Below are 20,166 nucleotides of genomic sequence, written 5' to 3'. Positions count from 1 at the left end.
GGTGCGGCAGTGTATGTGAGTTTTTATGTTTTCGAAAAAACGGAGCCGAGTATGAAGCAAAAGAGCCGCACGGAAAGAATGAATTTGTAAGCGTATTCATATTGTTTTAAAATAAGAATGTGAATAACGTTCTGCATATGATAACGTTGATCTTGAGAAATAGCATGTTAAACTAACCGGAACGGAGCGCGTTCGATGTCGTTTCAACAGCAAACGATTTTGCCGGCTGTACGCAGGATGAAAGACCTGGAGAAGCTGCTGAAATCCCCGTATTCCTACCTGGTTTTGCTCGATAATCATATCGGACAGCTCAAGAGCGTCGTAGACTTGGCCAAAGCGCACGGCAAGCAGTTGCTGCTTCATGCCGATTTGATCGAAGGGTTGAAAAACGACGAGTATGCGGCTGAATTTTTATGCCAAAATATTCGCCCGGCCGGGCTGATCTCGACGCGGGCCAGCGTAATTGCGAAAACGAAGCAGAACGGCCTGCTGGCCATTCAACGGCTATTTTTGCTCGACAGCAGCGCTCTTGAAAAGAGCTACGCGCTTCTGGAGCGGACGCAGCCGGACTTTATCGAGGTTCTGCCGGGCGTGATACCGCACGTGATCGCAGAGGTGAAGGAGCGCACGGGCATTCCGATTTTTGCCGGCGGGCTGATCCGCTCGGTTCGCGATGTCGAGCAGGCGATTGAAGCCGGCGCCGCCGCCGTCACGACATCACAACACGAGTTGTGGAAGCATTTTGCAGCACCGGCACAGTAGGCAGGCAAAAGGCAGCGAGCCCTTGGGGGCCGCGCACGTATTTAAATGACATGGAGGCTGTATAAGTGGATACAACCTATATATTGTCCCTGGATCAGGGGACGACGAGTTCAAGAGCGATTTTATTTGATAAGCAAGGAAATATAGCGCATTCCGCGCAGTTGGAGTTTCGGCAATATTTCCCGCAGCCGGGCTGGGTGGAGCATGATGCGAACGAAATATGGCTGTCCGTTCTGGGCGTCATTGCGACGGTGCTCGCCGAGTCGGGCGTCCGGCCGGAGCAGATTGCCGGAATCGGCATTACGAATCAGCGGGAAACGGCCGTCGTATGGGAGCGCCAAACCGGCATGCCGGTGTACCGGGCGATTGTCTGGCAATCGCGCCAAACGGCGGCCATTTGCGACGAGCTGAAAGCGCAGGGGCTGGAGGACATGATCAAGGAGCGGACAGGGCTGCTGGTGGACGCTTATTTTTCCGCGACCAAGATCAAATGGATTCTAGATCATGTGGAAGGAGCAAGAGCGGCTGCGGAGCGCGGCGATCTGCTGTTCGGCACGATCGATACATGGCTGATTTGGCGGCTTACGGGAGGAAAGGTTCATGTCACGGACTATTCCAACGCTTCCCGGACGATGCTGTTCAACATTAGCGAGCTGAAGTGGGATGAGGAACTGCTCGCTCTGCTCGACATTCCGGCGGCGCTTCTGCCGGAGGTGCGCTCTTCCTCCGAAGTGTACGGATATACGGAGGAGAGCCACTTTTTCGGCGCTTCGATACCGATAGCAGGCGCGGCGGGCGATCAGCAGGCGGCTTTGTTCGGGCAGGCTTGCTTTGAGCAGGGGATGGCCAAAAACACTTACGGCACGGGCTGCTTCATGCTGATGAATACGGGCGCGCGGCGGATTCCGTCGCGCAGCGGGCTGCTGACGACCATCGCCTGGGGCTTGAACGGCAAAGTGGAGTATGCGCTGGAAGGCAGCATTTTTGTGGCCGGCTCGGCGATTCAATGGCTGCGGGACGGTCTGCGGCTGATCGAGTCGGCGAAAGATACGGAGGAGTATGCGACACGCGTCGCTTCGACCGAGGGCGTCTACGTGGTGCCGGCTTTTGTCGGGTTGGGCACTCCATATTGGGATAGCGAGGTGCGCGGGGCCGTATTCGGCCTTACGAGAGGCACTTCGAAAGAGCATTTTGTGCGGGCGACGCTGGAATCGCTTGCTTTTCAGAGCAAAGATGTGCTGAAAGCGATGGAAAGCGATTCGGGAATTGCCCTGACCAAGCTGCGCGTCGACGGAGGGGCCGTGGCCAACAGCTTCCTCATGCAGTTCCAAAGCGATCTGCTGGGCGTTGCCGTCGAGAGGCCGCGCATCCGTGAAACGACCGCCCTCGGCGCGGCTTATTTGGCCGGTCTGGCCGTCGGCTACTGGCGGGATCAGGCCGAAATCGCCGCTCAGTGGCAGGTGGACCGGACATTTGAACAGCAGATGGAGCCGGCAGTCCGGGAGAAGCTGTACGGGGGATGGAAAAAAGCGGTGCAGGCGGCAATCGCTTTTAAATAATCGCGAAACGTGGTATAGTAATGACAAGTTAATAAACGGTTGGAGACCAGGAGAAACCACAGCAGCCTGTACGTGTATGCGTAACAGGTATGTTGTGGTTTTTTTGCTTGGGGACCTTGGGAGGGAGACCATCATGACAATGGGTACGGAGAGGATTAAACTTACCGGCGAATTTTCGGGTTTGGAAAGACTCGGCGTTTTGAACGCCATGGCGGAGCGGGAATTTGATTTGATCGTCATCGGAGGAGGCATAACCGGCGCGGGCATCGCTTTGGACGCGCAAAGCCGCGGACTGCGGACGGCGCTGGTCGAGATGCAGGACTTCGCCGCGGGCACGTCGAGCCGCTCTACGAAGCTGGTGCATGGCGGTCTGCGCTATCTGAAGCAGTTTGATGTAAAGGTGGTTGCGGAGGTAGGCAAAGAGCGGGCTATCGTGTACGAGAACGGGCCGCATGTGACGACGCCGGAGTGGATGCTGCTGCCGCTTTATCAGGGAGGGACATTCGGCAAATTCTCGACCTCGTTAGGGCTGCGCGTCTACGATTATCTCGCAGGGGTCAAGCGGAGCGAACGGCGGCGGATGCTTGGCAGGGAGGAGACGCTTGCTCACGAGCCGCTGCTGGGCAAAAAAGGGCTCAAGGGCGGCGGCTACTACGTCGAATACCGCACGGACGATGCGCGGCTGACGATCGAGGTGCTGAAAAAAGCCGTGGAACTCGGAGCTTTAGCGGTAAATTACGCGAAAGTGGAAGAACTGATCGTCCGCGACGGCAAGGTGGCCGGCGTGCGCGTCGTCGATCAGGCGGCAGGCGGCGCGCAGAACGGCTCCTACCGGATCTATGCGGCAAAAGTCATCAATGCCGCCGGCCCGTGGGTCGATGAGCTGAGAGAGATGGACGGATCGAAAAAAGGCAAGACGCTGCACCTGACCAAAGGGGTGCATCTGGTGTTCGACCAGCGCCGCTTTCCGCTGCGGCAGGCGGTTTATTTTGATACGCCGGACGGGCGGATGGTGTTTGCCATCCCGCGGGACGGCAAAACCTACGTCGGGACGACGGATACGAACTACAGCGGGGATACGGCCCATCCCCGCATGACGGCGGCCGACCGCAGCTATTTGCTGCAGGCGGTCGGCGGGATGTTCCCGTCCCTCGGTTTGACGGTGGAAGACGTCGAATCGAGCTGGACCGGGCTGCGCCCTCTGATCCACCAAGAGGGCAAAGACCCTTCGGAGATTTCGCGCCGCGACGAAATCTTCGTCTCGGACTCCGGCCTCATCTCGATGGCCGGAGGCAAGCTGACCGGCTACCGCAAGATGGCGGAGACGGTCATGGACCGCGTCGCCGCCATGCTGGCGACGGAAGGGCGCACGGCGGCCGTGCCGCCGAGCCGCACCCGCACGCTGCCGATCTCCGGCGGTGATGTGGGCGGCCCGGCGCAGCTGGCGCCGTTTGTTACGGCCTCGGTCAGCCAGGGCATGCGCCTGGGGCTGACCGAGGCCGAGGCCGCGCTGCTCGCGCGCCGATACGGCTCCAATGTGGACGCCGTATTCGGGCTGCTGGAGCAGCACAAGGCCGAAGCGGCGGAGCGGGGCATGCCCGCCGCGGTGCTCGCTGCGCTCGTGTACGCGATCGAGCGCGAGATGGCGGTGACGCCGGCGGACTTTTTCGTCCGCCGCACGGGCGCCCTCTTCTTCGACATCGCGTGGGCAAAGCAGTGGAAGGCGCCGGTCATCGCCTTCATGGCGGAGCGCTTCGGCTGGAGCGAAGCGCTGACAGAGGCCCGCACCGCGGAGCTGGAGCGGCTGCTCCATGACGCCGTGCAGCCGCTGGAGGAATAAAAGCAAAAGCTTCCTTTAACGCCGGGAAACCGGCGAAGGAAGCTTTTTTTACCCTATCGTCGGCGTAACCGAGAGAGGTTCCGCCTTATGTATGCTTTTCGCTGAAGCCACCCGAAGACTCGATGGTCCCGTCTTGTACGGGGTGAGAGCGAGAAAGCCTGCGAAAGTACAGGCTTTTTTGGCGAAAATGGCTCATTTTGGTGAAAAGCCTGCGATTGTGCAGGAATTTTAGATGAATGTGAACCTGAGCCCGTTTTCGGTTAAAAAAGCCTGTATAATTGCAGGAATTTTTTGTTTCCAACGTATCAACGAGCAAAAAACTGCATTTTTGCAGGTTTTCTCTGGCGGTGAGCAGATCGTGCCCATCGATTCTGACTTATGCAGGTTTTCTCCGGCAGTCAGCAGATTGTGCGTTTCGGCTATGACTTTTGCAGGTTTTCTGCCCTTTTGCTTACGAGGGGGCGGCTCGGCAGGCCGATTTTGCGTGTTTTTTCCGTATCGGCCTCCAAGCCGACCCTTTACGAGCAAGCTTTTAGGGCTGCCGTTTGCCTGATTCCCGGTCTTGCTCCGAACGTCAGGCTTACAAGTGATTGAGGCGGCCGGGCGATCCCCTTTTTCACCAGGTTGGATAGTGCATTGCCATTCGGATTAGCGAATCAAATTGCCGCTGAACCTGGCGTTTATTTTTGGGAGAGGGGTATCTTCCAATTGTGAAGATGCGGCCGCTTGCATTGCGCCCACGCAATGGGCTAGCGTATCAAGGCGCTTTGCGGCGACCGCAGCGGCTTGCACCGCGCGCAGCTCCCGGTGCGCGGTGTTGCTCTGCATGACGGCGGTCGGTCGATCACTTGAAACTATTTTTCGCCGCCAGGATGGTTTCGGGCCAAAAGGTTTTGCTCCATTTATTGCTTCACACTTAGCAACGTGAGGTATATAACGTCAACGTTATTTACCGTTCCTTTCAAAGTGTACTTCAATCCCGCGGCATAATAGGTTGTGTATGGGATATTGGAAGGAAAGGTTGTTTTTAGTAAAGATATTTTCAAAAATGTTTGTCCTTCGATACTTAAGACTTCAAATGCCGTTCCCCCTCTAGTGCTGCCGATTTGTAGATTGGAATAGTCCAATTGTCCGATTAAAGGCGAATTGGATGTTCCGGCGGCATTATCCTGGTCCTTGAACGTAACCAAAACGGAATCCGCATTCTGAGCCGCGGGAGGCAATTCGTAGTAGTGATCTCCGCTATTCATGGTTAATGGCGCATAGACTTGCTTGGACACGGAATCGTAAGGTGTCACACTGTTTATTTCCAGGGTGATTGGTACCGTATATGTCAACGATACAGGGGCTGAGCATCCCGCGTCATTGCAAACTTCCACGGCAAAGGTATAGGCCTGTCCCGGTTGAACAGAATCAATGGAAAATCCAGACGAAGCGACGTTGTCGGCAATTAACTCATTGTTTTTATAAACTTTGAATGCCGATATGCCCCATGGCGAGTTGGTGTGCCAGCTCAGATAGACGGTTTTCGTCTCCGCATAGTAGATCGGAGTGTTAAACGTTACCGGATCAGGAGTGGTATATACCTGGATTGGATTCACCCGGTACGGCTCGCCCGAAGCTATCGCAAAATTGGAGGACGTTGCCGTGCTATAATCGGGTTTGGTTGCTGTAACCGAATAAGTCACGCCGGGATCAACGTTATCAAAGCGAAAATTGCCTTGTGAATCGGTCGTTGCGGTCCTGTTACCTCCGTTTAAGGTTACGGTAGCGCCGGAGACCGGTTTGCCCCAATAATCGAGAACGGTTCCGAGCACAGAGCCCTTGACCATCACGCCGGGAATAGGAATGGCCGCTTCTGTACAGACGGTTTCATTGCAAAGTGAAGCCGTGCTTCCCGTAAAGGATGCTTCGGTCGGCTCGGATTTATAAGTCAGTTTATAAACGGTACCGGCCTGCTGCGGATTAACGGTCAATATAACCCAATTCGGAAATTGCGGGTAATGGGTTGTGCCTGCTACAGTCAAGCCGTTGTCAAACTTGAACTGTTCCGCAGAAGGGTTGGCAACATCTGTGTCGAATTCGGCTAATACCAAATCGGACCGCAAAGGCCTCAGCGCGGCCACATGTCCGACCTGCTGCTTGACTGTCACGGTAAACGTTTTTTTAATGATAATGGTTCCATGGTAGTAAACATTGGCTGTAAGGGTAACTTCTTTATCCCCAGCTCCTGAAGCGGGACGATGCATCCACCAGAGTGAAAGAATGCCGGAATCGCTGGTACTCCAAGCGATTGTCGCATCTTTTAAATCAAGTGAAGGAAAAGTAATGTGCTTTGTTACTGAAGAAGCGGAGTCTCCGTCCGCGAATGTCAATTGAAAATCGGCTAAAGCTTGTCGCAACGCGTATGTCGAGCTTTTGAATTCATTGAATAATGCGATACCGCCGCCGAGCTCCGTGTCAGTCACTCCCCATTTCTTGGCCATATCAATGGATCGTTGAATCGTATCGACTTGGCTGTCGATCTCGGAAAGGTCATTTAAATTCGCGTACATGGAATTGACTAAATAATTGAAATAGCCGAGAGCGCTCTCTTTCAACTCGGGCATTTTGGATGGGTCCAGCGTCACTTCTCCGCTGCCTCCGGTCAAGACTCTGACAATCGCGTCAGTATCTCCGGTAATGTTCACATCGGTATCGGCTTGCAGCGATGTAAGACTGGTGGCAAACGACAGCTGTACGGAAGAGCCCGTCGAGACAGGGGCGAGGATTAATTTTTTGACGTTTGTCGGCATGGTGTTGCCTAGCGTAGGCGTCTCAAGCCGGATTAAAGAGTTCGGGGCTTCGACCGTCACTTCACTGGCGATAGTGCCTCTCAGCACGATGGTTTTCCCCGCTGCGGCGGTAATGAGCTTGATGGCGCCAAAGCTGCCTGTAGCGGAAGATGACTCCAGAATCGCCTGTGAGCCGATTTCCGTGTTATCGACGATACCGCCGTCTTTGGCTTCGATGCGTACATGGCGGCCTTCATTGTTGATGGCGTTGATTTTCAGCTTTTTCACATGGCTATTCAGCAGCTTAATCGAATTTACACTTCCGGATTGAATCTCCAGCTGCTCGGGATCAATGTTCTGCAGAGTGACTTCGCCGTCTTTTCCCGGGTTAACAATCAGATTTTGAACGGTTGTTCTGGAACCGCTTGCGGGCCCGTAAATTCCGGAAGCATCTACAGTTACAGTGCCAACCGCGCCGCCGCTGGCCAGCAATGCTGCAGGAGTTTGAGGGACGGCAGGCACCACGGCTCCACCACCGCCACCACCGAAACCACCACCGAAACCACCACCACCGCCGCCAAACATACTGGATGTTCCGACCACCGTTTTACCGCTGATTTTGCCGTTGAAGGTTAAGGCGTAAGTTTTGCCTGATTGCTGGGAAGTTGTGGTGAGAACGACAACTTTGCTATCGCCCGGTTTCAAGGAAGCGGCTGTTACTTTCAAATCGTTGTCAAAAGCAAAGTCGTCTTTATTGGCATTTTTAAGTTCTTGGCTGAACGTAACCTCAATGGTGGTGTTGTTCGTGGCGCTTAAGCCGACGACGGTTAAGGCTGCCGTTTGAGGGGGCTGTCCTGCCAGTTGTTGGACTTTGGTCGTATAAATCGTTTTATTCGTTTTCAATTCATAAGCCAGCTTAGCCAGAGCTTGTCGATCCGCATATTGCTCAGGATGAAAGCTGACTGTGCCGTCCGGATTGTCTGTTCCTTGCACCAGACCGATTTGTGAAGCAAGCGAGACATAAGGTCTTGCCCAATCAGCCGTTTTCGAAAGGTCAGTGAGTTTCTTATCCGTAGGGATTTTGTCCGCTTCTTTTTCCAATCCCATAGCCCTTACAAAAAAGACGACCAATTGCTCCCTTGTCACCTCCGCGTCCGGGGAAAATGCGTTTTCGGATGTGCCTTGTGTAATCCCGGATGATACCAAAGCGCCAACATATCCCCGATACCAGCTTGTTGGCGCAACATCGGCGAATGGAGCGGCTTTTGTCGGATCTTCGGAAAGTCCTAAAGAAAGCACAAGCACTTTGGCCAGCTCTGCCCGGCTCATTTTTTGCCCAGGCTTGAATGTTCCGTCTTCATATCCGGATAGGATTCCTTGTTTCACCAAGGCAGTGATTTCTTGCTTTGCGTATGATTCTCCGGTGTCTGTGAAAGTTTCAGGCGTTTCTCCATAAACAGCGAAAGGCAGTATGCCGGCCAACAGGAAGGTGGCCGCTGCAGCTGTGGAGAGGATCTCGCGGGTTCTGGCAAACAACATGATGAGTGCTTCCTCCAAACTAAAGATGTTATAGATAATAGTCCGATAAAACTACGTGGCATAGGCCCAAATAATTATACGTTGACTATGCTTTGTCTGTAAAATAAAAATTAGGAAAATTTCGGGATTCCCTAGCTACGAATCGAATGCCAAGCTTCCCCGCCTCATTGAGACGGAGAAGCTTTTGTTATATGATGAATGACAGTGTGGTATGCGTCCTATACAAAATTTTATGATAAAGCGAGTTGGCTGGAATGAACCCAAAAGAACTTAGTTATACGATGCCTGCGGAATGGGTTAACCATGAGCGGACGTTTATTTCGTGGCCGGTGGAGGCGTCGATGGTTTATCCGGAAGACTACGCTGCCGTGAGTGAAGGTTATGCGGAATTGGTACGGGCGATTGCCGAATTTGAGCCGGTTACGGTTATTGTGAACCCCGCAGAAGCCGAACGGGTCAAGGAGCTGTTTGATAATTCCCGGATCGAGTTTCTTGCCATCGAACATAACGATGCCTGGTTCAGGGATAACGGACCGACGTTCGTTCTCAACGATAAGCAGGAAATTGCCGGTGTGAACTGGCGTTTTAATGCGTGGGGGGGCAAATATTCTCCATGGGATTTGGACGACGCGGTCGCTCCGCAAATTCTTGAGCATTACCGGGTGAAGCGCTTCGACGCGCCTTTGGTGCTGGAGGGCGGTTCGATTCATGTGGACGGTGAAGGCACGGTTCTGACGACGGAGGAATGCCTGCTGAACGAGAACCGCAATCCCGATCTCGGCAGAGAGCAGATTGAGGCTTACTTAACCGATTTTATCGCCGCTGAAAAAGTCATCTGGCTGAAAAACGGGCTAAGCGGCGACGAGACGGACGGTCATGTGGATAATGTCGCATGTTTTGCGGCGCCGGGCAAAATCATTATGCAGGTGTGCCACGATCCCGCGGATGAGAACTACGAGATTACGCAGGAGAATTTGCGCATTTTGAGCGAGGCTGTAGATGCCAAAGGCCGCAAGCTGGAAGTGATTCCGATTGAGCAGCCTCCGAAAGCCGTATTCGGGGACAGCAGGCTGACGCTGAGTTATTTGAACTTCTATTTTGTCAACGGCGGCATTATTTTGCCGATATTCGGCGGCGCTGCGGAAGAAACGGACCGCAAGGCTGTTCAAGTGCTGAGCCAAACGTTCCCGGACCGGAAAATTCGCACGATCAACGGCATGGCGATTATTAAAGAGGGCGGCAATGTGCATTGCACCACGCAGCAGATGCCTGCAAGCAGCAGAATGTAATTGTGGAAAACGAAAGAGGTGACTCCCATGAGAAAAGTGACGGTAGCGGCGACACAAATGAGCTGCTCCTGGAATATCGATGACAATATCCGCAAAGCGGAAGCACTGGTCAGACAAGCCGCGGCGCAAGGCGCGCAAATTATTTTGATTCAGGAGCTTTTTGAAACGCCGTACTTCTGCCAAAAGGAGAAGTCCGATTATTACCGCTACGCGACCGAGCTTGAGGAGAATAAAGCGGTCAATCATTTCAAGGCGATCGCCAAGGAGCTTCAGGTGGTCCTGCCGATCAGCTTTTACGAGAAAAAGAATAATGCAAGGTACAATTCGCTTGCCGTTATCGATGCGGACGGCGAAGTGCTGGGCCTGTACCGCAAAAGCCACATTCCGGACGGTCCCGGATATGAAGAAAAATTTTATTTTAACCCGGGGGATACCGGTTTTAAAGTGTGGAAAACGCGCTATGCCAAAATTGGCGTAGGCGTATGCTGGGATCAGTGGTATCCGGAAGCGGCGAGATGCATGGCGCTGATGGGCGCGGAGCTGCTGTTCTACCCGACGGCGATCGGATCGGAACCGCAGGATGGCTCGATCGACTCCAAGGACCACTGGCAGATGTGCATGCGGGGTCACGCCGCGTCCAATCTGGTTCCGGTCATTGCCTCGAATCGGGTCGGTCTGGAAGAGGACGATGATTCCAGCATCACGTTCTACGGCTCGTCCTTTATTGCCGGTAATGCCGGCAACATGGTCGCCGAGGCGGGCCGTGCGGAAGAGACGGTGCTCGTGGCCGAATTCGACCTCGATCTGCTGGAAGTGCAGCGCATCGAGTGGGGCATTTTCCGCGACAGGCGTCCGGATCTGTACAAAACAATCGCCACATACGATGGCGAGCAAGTACTTTAAAGCGCGGGTCGTCCCTTTCGAGGGACGGCCTTTTTTTGGGGGGAAGGGGCCGCCCGCAAAACCCGCGACCATACTGCCCGCCGCCCTCCGCGCATCCGTAAAACCTGCGACGTTTCTGCCCGCCGCCCTCCACACGTCCGTAAAACCTGCGAAAGTGCAGGCTTTTTCCATGAAAGTGGTTCGTTTTGGCGAAAAGCCTGCGATTGTGCAGGAATTTTTGATCCAGACGGGTCTGAGCGTGAATTTCAGCGCAAAAAACTGCAGTTTTGCAGGAATATTTCGCTGCAGGCCTACCAACGAGGAAAAAGATGTACTTTTGCAGGTTTTCCGCGTGTTGCCAAGAGGTACGCTTCCTCAAAGCATGCGAGTTTTTTGCAGTAGACCTGGTATTTTCATTCTGTGGAGTGACGACCACGGCGTTATGGGGGGTTCAGGTCTTCCGCGCGTTGCCAAGAGGTACGCTGCCTCAAAGCATGCGAGTTTTTTGCAGTAGACCTGGTATTTTCATTCTGTGGGATGACGTCCACGGCGTTATGGGGGGTTCAGGTTTTCCGCGCGTTGCCAAAGGTATGCTGCCTCGAAGCATGCGGGTTTTCGCAGTAGGCCTGATTAGTTTTCATTCTGTGGAGTGACGTCCACGGCATTACGGGAGATTTTGCAACTTTTCCGTGCATAGCCGGTGTTGCCTTAGGCTGTCCGGTTATCCGATCGACCTCTAAAACATCGCTTCGGCAGCGCCTTCCTTTGCGGGTGCATCCCCTAACGATGCAAAAAAGCCTTTGGTCCTTCTATTCACGTTACGCTTGCCGCGGTTCGTTCTCCCCATCCGCAGTTGTCGAACGTTTACAGCCCTGCCGAATGGGAATAATGGGGGTAGTCAAGTATACATTCCCAGACATCGGAGATGAACAGATATGCCCAAGGCCGTTCCTTCCGCCCCTTCCAGCTTGGCCGACGATTGCGATGTGGAGTTGTCGGAATCGCTGGATGACAATATATCCTACCTTCAATCTGTCTTTGAAGATTGCTACGATATTGTATTCCACGCCTTTTCTATATCGGACTCCGTCCGCTGCTGCGTTGTATACGTCCGGGGGTATTCGGACCAGTTCGCGTTGGAAAAGCAGGTGCTTTCGCCGCTTGCCATGCTCGCTGACGAGGAGTTCGAATTATACGACGGATTTCTGCAGGAGCGCATTCATACGGCGTCGCTTTCGGAGCATACCGGGATTAATGAAACGGTGAACAAAATTTGTGGAGGCTATCCAGTCCTGTTTTTGGACGGTTCTATGACCGCCTGGTCGTTCGATCTTATAAGGCTGGATCAGCGCCAAGTCCAGGAGCCTGTTGCCGAATCGACGATTCGGGGACCGCGGGAAGGGTTTACCGAAGGAATCGGGGTCAATCTGCCCCTCGTTCGCAGGAGGCTCAAAACGCCCAATTTGAAAACGGTGAACCTATCCGTCGGCAGCCATTCGAAGACGGATATTATCATCGCGTATATAAAAGATTTGGCCAATCCGGAACTGGTAAAGGAGATACGCCGCCGCCTGGAACTTATTCAGGCCAAGGGAATTTTGGAAAGCGAAATGATCGAGGAGTGGATATCGGATAATCCGTTCTCTCCGTTTCCTCAACTGCTGCCGACGGAACGACCGGATGTCGTGTGTGCTAACCTGCTGGAAGGGCGGGTCGCCATTCTGATCGACGGCACCCCATTTGCGCTGGTGGCGCCTATCGGCCTGTTTTCGCTGCTGCAGTCGCCCGAGGACTATTATCAAAATATTCTGGTAAGCACGTTTGTCCGTTGGCTTCGTTACGTTTTTTTTGTCATTTCGCTGCTTTTGCCGTCTGCCTATATAGCGATTACTACGTTTCACCAAGAGATGATTCCGACCGTGCTGCTGCTCAATATTTCCAAATCGAGGGAGGAAATTCCGTTCCCGGCGCTGATTGAGGCGTTGATTATGGAGATTACGTTCGAAGCTCTGCGGGAGGCGGGCGTTCGGCTTCCGAAGCAGGTCGGCTCGGCCGTCAGCATCGTCGGGGCGCTTGTTATCGGGCAGGCGGCTACATCGGCGGGGATCGTATCCGCGCCCATGGTTATCGTCGTTGCGATTACGGGGATTTCTTCCTTTATGATTCCGCGTTACTCGCTCGGCATTCCGCCGCGGCTGCTCCGGTTCCCGATCATGTTTTTGGCCGGCACGCTCGGTCTCGTTGGTGTCATGCTCGGTTTTATCGTTATGATCATTCATTTGTGCAGGCTCCGCTCATTCGGGCTTCCGTATTTAACTCCGGTCACACCGACCCGGCTGCGTGAATTCAAGGACGTGTTCATGCGCTCTCCGGTCTGGAGCGGTACGGGCAGTCCCGAGCTGTCGGGCGCCAGACCGTGGCCGGAGAAGCCCAGTCGGGGGAATGTCGATTTGAAAAGAGGTGAGGGCGATGATGGAACAAGGTAGAATTACCCCCCTGCAGATGAGCGCGATCATGTTCCCGACCATCCTTGCGACAGCGGTTCTCAGCGTCCCCAGCGTAACGATGAGCTACGCGGGCCACGACATGTGGATGACGCCTTTGCTGGCTTCTACCGTAGGATTGCTGGCGATCTTTATAGCCTACCGTCTGAACGTTCGTCATCCTCAGCTGTCTCCCATCGAATCGAGCGTTCTGATTTTGGGCAAAGTTCCGGGGAAACTGTTCGGTCTGTTTTTTGTGTTCTACTTGGCTCAACTGAACGGAACCGTGCTGAGAGAATACGGGGAGTTTATTCTGAGCGCCATTCTTCCGCAGACGCCGCTTTTTGTCGTTATGGGCAGTCTTATTTTCGTCTGCGCCCTCAATGTTGTCAGCGGGATCGAAGTGCTGGGCCGGTCCGCTGTCATTCTCGTGACGCTGATGGCGGCCCTGCTGGTTATTATTCTGCTGCTGCTGATTCCCGAGTGGAAAACCGACGAATGGCTTCCGTTTGCGGAAAAGGGGCTGAAGCCCATTTTCAAAGGCGCGGTGGCTCCGGCCAGTTGGCTGAGCGAATACGTTTTACTCAGCTTTTTCCTTCCTTACGTTACCGGCCGGGACCGCGTATGGCGGGTTTCCCTGATCTCGCTGGGTGTGACAACCTTCACGATGGTGGCCGTCAATATTTCCTGTCTGTTTCTGTTCGGCGACGTAACGGACAGGCTCGCCTATCCGGTTATGATAGCGGCCCGTTATATTAGCTATGCGGACTTTTTGCAGCACCTGGAGGCCGTGATCATTGCCATTTGGATTACCGGGATACTGATAAAAGTTTCTTTATTTCTCTATTTGAACTCCGTCTCCGTCGCCCAATTGCTGAACCTGAAGGACTACCGGCCCCTGGTGTTCCCGTTGGCTTTCCTGACGGTGGCCTTTTCGTTCTGGGTTGCATCCAATCAGAGCGAGATTGCCAGCCTGCTCAGCGCCGTCGGCAACTTGTACACGATGATCGCTCTGATCCTGCTGCCCGGCCTTCTGCTGCTTGTCGCGGCAATACGGAACAGCCGATCCCCTTCGCCCGAATGAGCGTCTGGAGAACGGGCAGGAAGAGCGGGCGATCGTTCGTGAAGCGAGGGGGCCGGGTCGTCCTGATCCTCTCCCTGCTGCTGGCTTTGCCGGGATGCTGGGACAGGAAGGAAATCAATGATTTGGCCATCGTGCTCGCCACGGGAGTGGACGTGACTCCAAGCGGAGCGGTCGAACTGTCGGCGCAAATCTTCATTCCCCGGGCAGCGGGAGGCGGCCCGCAAGGCAGTACGGGAGGGAGCGGCGGTAATGTAACCGGGGCTACGCTTTTGCGCAAAGGGACCGGCAAGAGCATTGACGAGGCAATGATCGAGCTGCAGCGCAAATTGTCGCGCTATTTGTTCTGGGGGCACAGCGAGGTGATCGTGTTCGGAAAAGAAGCGGCGGAGAAAGGAATCCGCCCCTATCTTGATTTTTTTCTCAGATATTTGCAGTTCCGGGAACACGCTTATGTGTATGTTACACCGGGAACAGCCATTTCCGTGCTGGATCTTCAGCCGCTTCTTGAGCGCAGCACGTCGGAGGAGCTTCGGGAGATGGGCAATATGAAGCTCGGCATGCTTGTTACGCTGAAGCGGCTGACGCAGATGGTGGAAGGGGACAGCCAATCCGCCGTGCTGACGATTGTCGATCCGATCTCATGGAAGCAGGTGAACAGACCGATGCAGATGACGACCGCCATCAACGGGGTGGCGGTGTTCGGCAAGGACAAGCTGGCGAGCATGCTGGGCAAGACGGATACGATCGGGCTGCTGCTTCTCCGCAACGAGCTGGAGACGATGAACTTTTCCTTCGATTTGCAAGGTGTGGAAGGAGTGGTGGCGGTTCATCTGATCCAAGCGAACTCGCGCATCACTCCAAAAATAACTCACGCCGGAGAGTGGCGGATGAACGTCGATATTCAGATATCCGGGGACTTGATTCTGAACACGACGAATACGAACAACATGAGTATCGAGTTCATCCGGAAAGCGAAGGAGGCGTGGAAAGCGCAGCTCGCGGAAACTGTCGAGTCCACGCTGGCGAACGCTCAAAAAAAGCTGCAAATCGATGCGTTCGGTTTCGCCGATCTATTCCGGAACCATTATCCGCGGGAATGGGCAAAGAACAAGCAGGAGTGGGCTGAAATGTTCAGGGAACTGCCGGTAGATGTCAGCATTCGGACCGAAATTACGCGAGTCGGCAAATCGGACTTGCCTCAAGGAATGCCCGCCGATAAAATCCGCAAGAAATAAGGAGGGACGCTTCTGAAAAGCCTTGCAGTAGCCGGTATCGTATGCGTAGCTCTGATTGTCTATTTCGGCTTGTCTTCGGGTGCGCCGGGTATCGGTGTGAAGGAGAAGGCGGTGGCCGGAGGTATTACTTTGGCCGCCTGCCTATTATCCATTATTCTTTTGTTCAAACCGGACCTGCCGGGGCCAAGTGCCTGGATTATGCCGTTGTTCAAACCACTGGCCAATCTGCTTGGGTTAGATTGACCGAAGCGGCACCTGCCCCGGTGGTGCATGAACGGTTAACGATGCAAGCGGAAAGGAACCGTAGCGATAACGATATCTTTTTGCGTGTACAGATAAGCCCGAATGAGCAGGCTCGTCTGGTTATGCAGCAGATTTTGCCACCAATGTTTTGTAATAAATTGCGGAATCAGGATGGTGATATGATCCGTCTCCGCCGTTTTCCACTCCACGGTTTCGATAAATTTGATCAGAGGCTTCATGACGCTCCGGTAGCGGGAACGCAGCACGATAAGTCGGACTCCGGGATTCCACTCTTCCCATTTTTCTTCCATTTTGTGAATTTCATCGTCGTCAAAGCCGACGTAGACGGCAACGACATTATCGGTTAACGATTTGGCGTAGCTGATGGAATTGAGTACGACCCGGGTAATGCCGGCAACGGGAATGACGATGGTGCTTCCCTTGATTTCCGGCTTATCCTTTTCCAGATTTACGCGCAATTCATTAGCGATGTTCATGTAGTGGCTGTGAATGCGGAAGAACAGGAAAATGACGATCGGCAGAAAGATGAAAACCATCCAAACCTGGCTGAATTTGGTGAAAATAAAGATCAGGGTAATCGTGAGCGTAGTGATCATCCCGATCGTATTGATGATGAACTTGACGATCCACGCGGCAGGCTTCAATTTGATCCAGCGAACCATCATGCCGAACTGGGATAAGGTGAACGGAATGAACACCCCGACTGCATAAAGCGGGATCAGGTTTTCCGTATTCCCGTGAAAGAGAATGACCAGCAAAGCGGACAGTACGCCCAGCATGATGATCCCGTTGGAGAAGCCGAGACGGTCTCCGCGGACTTTGAACATGTGCGGCATGAACTTATCTTTGGCGAGCATGAAGGCCAGCAGCGGGAAAGCCGAGTAAGCCGTATTCGCCGCCAGGAAGAGAATGAGCGCTGTCACGCCCTGAATGCAGTAGTACAGCACCCCGCGTCCGAACGTGGCTTCGGCGATTTTCGAAACGACCGTTTCTTCCGGAGACGGCTTGATTCCGTACCAGTAGGCAAGCAGGCTGATGCCGATGAACATGCTGCCCAGAATGGCGCCCATGGCGATCAATGTTTTGGCCGCATTTTTCTCCGCAGGAGCTTTGAAGTTCGGTATCGCGTTGGACACGGCCTCTACCCCGGTCAGCGCGGAGCAGCCGGAACTGAAAGCTTTGAGCAGCAGAAATAAGCTCACATTGCTCACAACGCTTCCGATCTCGGGAACCTCCGCATGAATGCCGCCCGTGAGGTACTTGAACAGACCCGATACGATCAGAAGAAAAATGGCGGCGACAAACAAATAGACCGGCAGTGCGAGAACCGATGCGGATTCGGCAATGCCTCTTAAATTCATGATCGTAAGAAATAAAATCATGACCAAAGAAATCAGCACGCGATGATCGTGCAGTGCCGGAAAAGCGGACGTAATCGCATCCGTGCCCGCGGACGAGCTGACGGCTACCGTCAAAATGTAATCGACCAGCAGCGACCCGCCTGCGACCAGCCCTGTGCCTACGCCAAGATTATCCTTGGCTACGATGTACGCGCCCCCGCCCGACGGATAGGCGTATATGGTCTGCCTGTAGGACAGGACCAGAATGGTCAGCAGCCCCAATACGGCTATGGATATCGGGATGGAGTACCAAACGGCGGCAAAGCCGAGGGTCATCAAAACGAGCAAAATTTGCTCGGTGCCGTAAGCGACGGAAGACAGCGCATCCGATGACAGGACGGCAAGCGCTTTGATTTTCGTCAGCTTCTCGTCCTCGATTTCGTGGGATTTCATCGGTCTCCCGATCAGCATTCTTTTTAATCTGTTTACCATAGTTACCCTCCACCGGCGCTTTCCTGTATGTTCCCCTGAATTAAGTAGTTTCACTTGTCCGCGACTGCCGCAGGGCTATTTTTGGCAGCAAAAAACCACAGGGTCTGACCCTGTGGCTCACGAAATAAGCAGCACGGATTCATCCCTCTCCCATAGTACGCTTACGAAGTTAGCTGTCGGATTCGGACTCTGAGAGTAGCCCTACACGCACGGATGCCGTCCGTACGCGATTCACCCCAAAGGCAATGAACGCCTCATTGGTTCCCCCGTTTTCCTTAGGAAATTCAGCGATAAAGGATTCATATGATTGTACTAAATGAACTACGTTTTGAATAATACGCCTGAAAGGAACTTAAGTAAAGGTTGGAAGTTGGCTTTAAATACCCGGCAGCATATCACAAAACCTAAAGATAGCGTTTACATAAACGCGAATCTTACATTTTCGCACTCAAGATAGCATTTTCATTCGTTTTCGTGAAAATTGAAAAAAGATGCGGTCCGGAATATTTCCCGGACCGCATCGGGTTGTTGAAAAAAAACCTGCGTCATGAGGTGATAGCCCCAATCTGCCTGGCTGCATCAAGAAAACCTGCAAAAATACATGAATTTGCGTCACTGATCGCTGCCTACGAAGAATTCCTGCAAAAGTGCAGGCTTTTCAGCGGGGACACGGGCTCAGGTTCACTTTCAGCGAAAATTCCTGCACTTTTGCAGGCTTTTCGCCCAAATAAGCCAATTTCGCAGAAAAAACCTGCACTTTCGCAGGCTTTTCCCCTATCAAGCGGCTGCCCGCCCAGGAAAAGCGACTGTTCCCCCAAAAATAGCGCCCCGCACAAACGCACCGAGAGCAGCAACAGCGCCCGCGCAAACGCACCGAGAGCAGCAACAGCGCCCGCACAAACGCACCGAGAGCAGCAACTTCGCCCGCACAAACGTACCGAGAGCAGTAATAGCGCCCCGTCCAAACGCACCGAGAGCAGCAACAGCGCCCCACACAAACGCACCGCGCGCAGCTCCCAGCGCGCGGTGTTGCGCTGCATGACGGCGGTCGGTCGGCCATGTGTCGCGACTCGATCAACGCGCTGAGGCGGCTCGGGGACGGCTCCTACAGGACCGGCTGCTTGCCCCACTCGATCCAGTTGTCGCGGGTCGGCCCGTAGATGTCCGGCACGGACAGTCCGGCCTGCCGCATCAGTACGATCATCTGGCCGCGATGATGGATTTCGTGCGAAATGAGGACGCGCAGCGTCAGGCCGTTCGGCCACTGTTCGCCATACATGTCGGTGGACTCGTGGAGCTTGGCGTCCGTCCACTGCGACTGCACGGCATCCAGCATCGCTTGCGAAGCGGCGCGGTAAGTATCAGCAATCTTCGCGGCGGAAGCGGGGGCTTTTTCTTCGCCTTCGGGAGCCTGGAACTGCAGGCCTGTCCGCGAAAGCATCTCGTGGATCGTCGTGGCGATATGCCAGCCGATCTGTCCCAGCGGACGGAAGTTCGACTCGCTTCCCTGGCTCAGAGATGCGTCGGTGAGCGCGTCCAGCACGCGCTGTGTGGTTTTGGTTTCGTTGCTCCATTCGGCTGCGAACGCTTGAATCGATGTAATCATGGGGGAGAAGCCTCCTTGTTATGCGTAATAGCCTTAGTATAAAGGAGCCTCCCTGACAACAGGTTGTCAGTGTTTTTTAGGAATAGAGCGCGGCGACTTGCTGCGCTTTTTCTTTGACGATGCCGGCGATGTGCGCGGGCTCCAGAATGCGCAGGCTGGGGCCGTAGCTGAGCAGCATGCCGTACAGCCAGGGCTCGTCAGGCTGGACCGCGGTGACGAGCAGCGTGCCGTCAGGCTGAGCCGTAATTTGCTCGGGATGGAAGTAGTCTTCCACCTGAGCGCGGACATTCGGCTGCATGTGCAGGAGGAGTTTGACGTAGGACGCCTCGGGCCTTTTGCCTATCTTATAGGACAGCGTCTCCAGCGTCTCGGGCCTGCGCACGAACGTCTCGGGAAGCATGGCGATGTCCTTCATGCGCGATAAGCGGAAGACGCGGTAATCGCCCCGCAGCAGGCAGTAGGCGTGCAAATACCAGCCGAAGCCTTTGATGACGATGCCCATAGGCTCGACGGTGCGCTCGGAAAGCTCGCTTTGGGATGTCGTGTATTGAAAGCGGATAAGCTTCGTTTGGCGGATTGCGTGGCGCAGCGACTGCAGCTTCTCTTTTTCGGCGCTGCTTCTGTGCCACGGATTCATATCGATGACGAGGTGATTGTGCAGCTCGGACACCGTCTTTTGCTCGGACTTGGCGACCAGCGCGCCTACTTTGTCCAGCAGGCCTCCGATTTCTTGCTCGCCGATGCTGGAGCGGATGCCTTTGAGCCCGGTAATAATCGATTGCAGCTCCTCAAGCGTGAGAAACTGCCGCTCCAGCCGGTACTGGTCCATAATTTCATAGCCGCCGTTTGCGCCGGCATAAGAGGCGATCGGAATGCCCGCCTGATTGATCGTTTCCACATCGCGGTATACGGTTCTCAGCGATACCTCAAAGCGCTCCGACAGCTCTTTGGCGCAGATTCGTTTACGGTTCAGCAGCAGCATCGTTATTGCAAGCAGACGATCAAGCTTCAATGGTC

14 protein-coding genes and 1 riboswitch are annotated in these 20,166 nt (G+C 54.2%); of the genes, 10 read left to right on the top strand and 4 right to left on the bottom strand.

From position 1 onward, the window contains the following. Positions 1-195: 195 nt before the first annotated feature. The 4 genes from AC3G2T_RS07130 to AC3G2T_RS07115 all read left to right on the top strand — a co-directional run bounded on the left by AC3G2T_RS07130 (position 196) and on the right by AC3G2T_RS07115 (position 4,714). A complete protein-coding gene (locus tag AC3G2T_RS07130; RefSeq protein WP_474682540.1) occupies positions 196-762 on the top strand; it encodes a glycerol-3-phosphate responsive antiterminator in 567 nt (188 codons plus the stop codon). 65 nt (positions 763-827) lie between these two features. Further along, positions 828-2,321 carry a glycerol kinase GlpK gene (gene glpK, locus AC3G2T_RS07125; protein WP_474682541.1) on the top strand — a complete coding sequence of 498 codons (1,494 nt, stop codon included), beginning with the start codon at positions 828-830 and terminating at the stop codon, positions 2,319-2,321. A gap of 133 nt (positions 2,322-2,454) precedes the next feature. Beyond that, entirely contained in the window at positions 2,455-4,161 is a 1,707-nt protein-coding gene (locus AC3G2T_RS07120; protein WP_474682542.1) for a glycerol-3-phosphate dehydrogenase/oxidase, read from the top strand. Between the two features lie 232 nt (positions 4,162-4,393). Then, positions 4,394-4,714, top strand: coding sequence for a hypothetical protein (locus AC3G2T_RS07115; protein ID WP_474682543.1), 321 nt, complete (start codon positions 4,394-4,396; stop codon positions 4,712-4,714). Between the two features lie 349 nt (positions 4,715-5,063). Here the strand turns inward: AC3G2T_RS07115 and AC3G2T_RS07110 are convergent, their stop codons facing one another. Continuing rightward, positions 5,064-8,474, bottom strand: coding sequence for an S-layer homology domain-containing protein (locus AC3G2T_RS07110; RefSeq protein ID WP_474682544.1), 3,411 nt, complete (start codon positions 8,472-8,474; stop codon positions 5,064-5,066). Positions 8,475-8,728: 254 nt separating this feature from the next. Here AC3G2T_RS07110 and AC3G2T_RS07105 point away from each other — a divergent pair, with 254 nt between their 5' ends. The 6 genes from AC3G2T_RS07105 to AC3G2T_RS07080 all read left to right on the top strand — a co-directional run bounded on the left by AC3G2T_RS07105 (position 8,729) and on the right by AC3G2T_RS07080 (position 15,447). Beyond that, complete coding sequence (locus AC3G2T_RS07105; protein WP_474682545.1) at positions 8,729-9,763, top strand: agmatine deiminase family protein; 1,035 nt, start codon at positions 8,729-8,731, stop codon at positions 9,761-9,763. Positions 9,764-9,790: 27 nt separating this feature from the next. Beyond that, positions 9,791-10,666: an N-carbamoylputrescine amidase gene (aguB, locus tag AC3G2T_RS07100; RefSeq protein ID WP_474682546.1), complete on the top strand. Its 876-nt coding sequence runs from the start codon at positions 9,791-9,793 to the stop codon at positions 10,664-10,666. A 169-nt stretch (positions 10,667-10,835) separates the two neighbouring features. Continuing rightward, on the top strand, positions 10,836-11,159 hold the full coding sequence (locus tag AC3G2T_RS07095; RefSeq protein ID WP_488435013.1) for a hypothetical protein: 324 nt from the start codon (positions 10,836-10,838) through the stop codon (positions 11,157-11,159). A gap of 421 nt (positions 11,160-11,580) precedes the next feature. Then, a complete protein-coding gene (locus tag AC3G2T_RS07090; protein WP_474684985.1) occupies positions 11,581-13,131 on the top strand; it encodes a spore germination protein in 1,551 nt (516 codons plus the stop codon). After that, a complete protein-coding gene (locus tag AC3G2T_RS07085; RefSeq protein WP_474684986.1) occupies positions 13,115-14,212 on the top strand; it encodes a GerAB/ArcD/ProY family transporter in 1,098 nt (365 codons plus the stop codon). Before AC3G2T_RS07090 ends, AC3G2T_RS07085 begins: the two co-directional genes overlap by 17 nt. A 38-nt stretch (positions 14,213-14,250) precedes the next feature. Beyond that, positions 14,251-15,447, top strand: coding sequence for a Ger(x)C family spore germination protein (locus tag AC3G2T_RS07080; protein WP_488435012.1), 1,197 nt, complete (start codon positions 14,251-14,253; stop codon positions 15,445-15,447). A gap of 278 nt (positions 15,448-15,725) precedes the next feature. On the opposite strand, the gene AC3G2T_RS07075 is transcribed toward AC3G2T_RS07080, so the two are convergent. The 3 genes from AC3G2T_RS07075 to AC3G2T_RS07065 all read right to left on the bottom strand — a co-directional run bounded on the left by AC3G2T_RS07075 (position 15,726) and on the right by AC3G2T_RS07065 (position 20,161). Next, positions 15,726-17,543: an APC family permease gene (locus AC3G2T_RS07075; protein ID WP_474684988.1), complete on the bottom strand. Its 1,818-nt coding sequence runs from the start codon at positions 17,541-17,543 to the stop codon at positions 15,726-15,728. A 142-nt stretch (positions 17,544-17,685) separates the two neighbouring features. After that, positions 17,686-17,843, bottom strand: a riboswitch (cyclic di-AMP (ydaO/yuaA leader). An 805-nt stretch (positions 17,844-18,648) separates the two neighbouring features. Beyond that, entirely contained in the window at positions 18,649-19,149 is a 501-nt protein-coding gene (locus AC3G2T_RS07070) for a DinB family protein (RefSeq protein WP_474684989.1), read from the bottom strand. A gap of 76 nt (positions 19,150-19,225) precedes the next feature. Next, positions 19,226-20,161: a helix-turn-helix transcriptional regulator gene (locus AC3G2T_RS07065; RefSeq protein WP_474684990.1), complete on the bottom strand. Its 936-nt coding sequence runs from the start codon at positions 20,159-20,161 to the stop codon at positions 19,226-19,228. Between the last annotated feature and the right edge of the window lie 5 nt (positions 20,162-20,166).

The sequence above is a fragment of the Paenibacillus sp. sgz302191 genome, assembly GCF_057749925.1.
This window is presented reverse-complemented; position numbering and strand designations above follow the sequence as displayed.

Bases quoted from the DNA above. Each gene is read 5' to 3' on its own strand.
- AC3G2T_RS07075 (WP_474684988.1), bottom strand. From the start codon at position 17,543: ATGGTAAACAGATTAAAAAGAATGCTGATCGGGAGACCGATGAAATCC.
- AC3G2T_RS07120 (WP_474682542.1), top strand. From the start codon at position 2,455: ATGACAATGGGTACGGAGAGGATTAAACTTACCGGCGAATTTTCGGGT.
- AC3G2T_RS07090 (WP_474684985.1), top strand. From the start codon at position 11,581: ATGCCCAAGGCCGTTCCTTCCGCCCCTTCCAGCTTGGCCGACGATTGC.
- AC3G2T_RS07130 (WP_474682540.1), top strand. From the start codon at position 196: ATGTCGTTTCAACAGCAAACGATTTTGCCGGCTGTACGCAGGATGAAA.
- AC3G2T_RS07070 (WP_474684989.1), bottom strand. From the start codon at position 19,149: ATGATTACATCGATTCAAGCGTTCGCAGCCGAATGGAGCAACGAAACC.
- aguB (WP_474682546.1), top strand. From the start codon at position 9,791: ATGAGAAAAGTGACGGTAGCGGCGACACAAATGAGCTGCTCCTGGAAT.
- AC3G2T_RS07085 (WP_474684986.1), top strand. From the start codon at position 13,115: ATGATGGAACAAGGTAGAATTACCCCCCTGCAGATGAGCGCGATCATG.
- AC3G2T_RS07095 (WP_488435013.1), top strand. From the start codon at position 10,836: ATGAAAGTGGTTCGTTTTGGCGAAAAGCCTGCGATTGTGCAGGAATTT.
- AC3G2T_RS07105 (WP_474682545.1), top strand. From the start codon at position 8,729: ATGAACCCAAAAGAACTTAGTTATACGATGCCTGCGGAATGGGTTAAC.
- AC3G2T_RS07115 (WP_474682543.1), top strand. From the start codon at position 4,394: ATGAATGTGAACCTGAGCCCGTTTTCGGTTAAAAAAGCCTGTATAATT.
- AC3G2T_RS07110 (WP_474682544.1), bottom strand. From the start codon at position 8,474: ATGTTGTTTGCCAGAACCCGCGAGATCCTCTCCACAGCTGCAGCGGCC.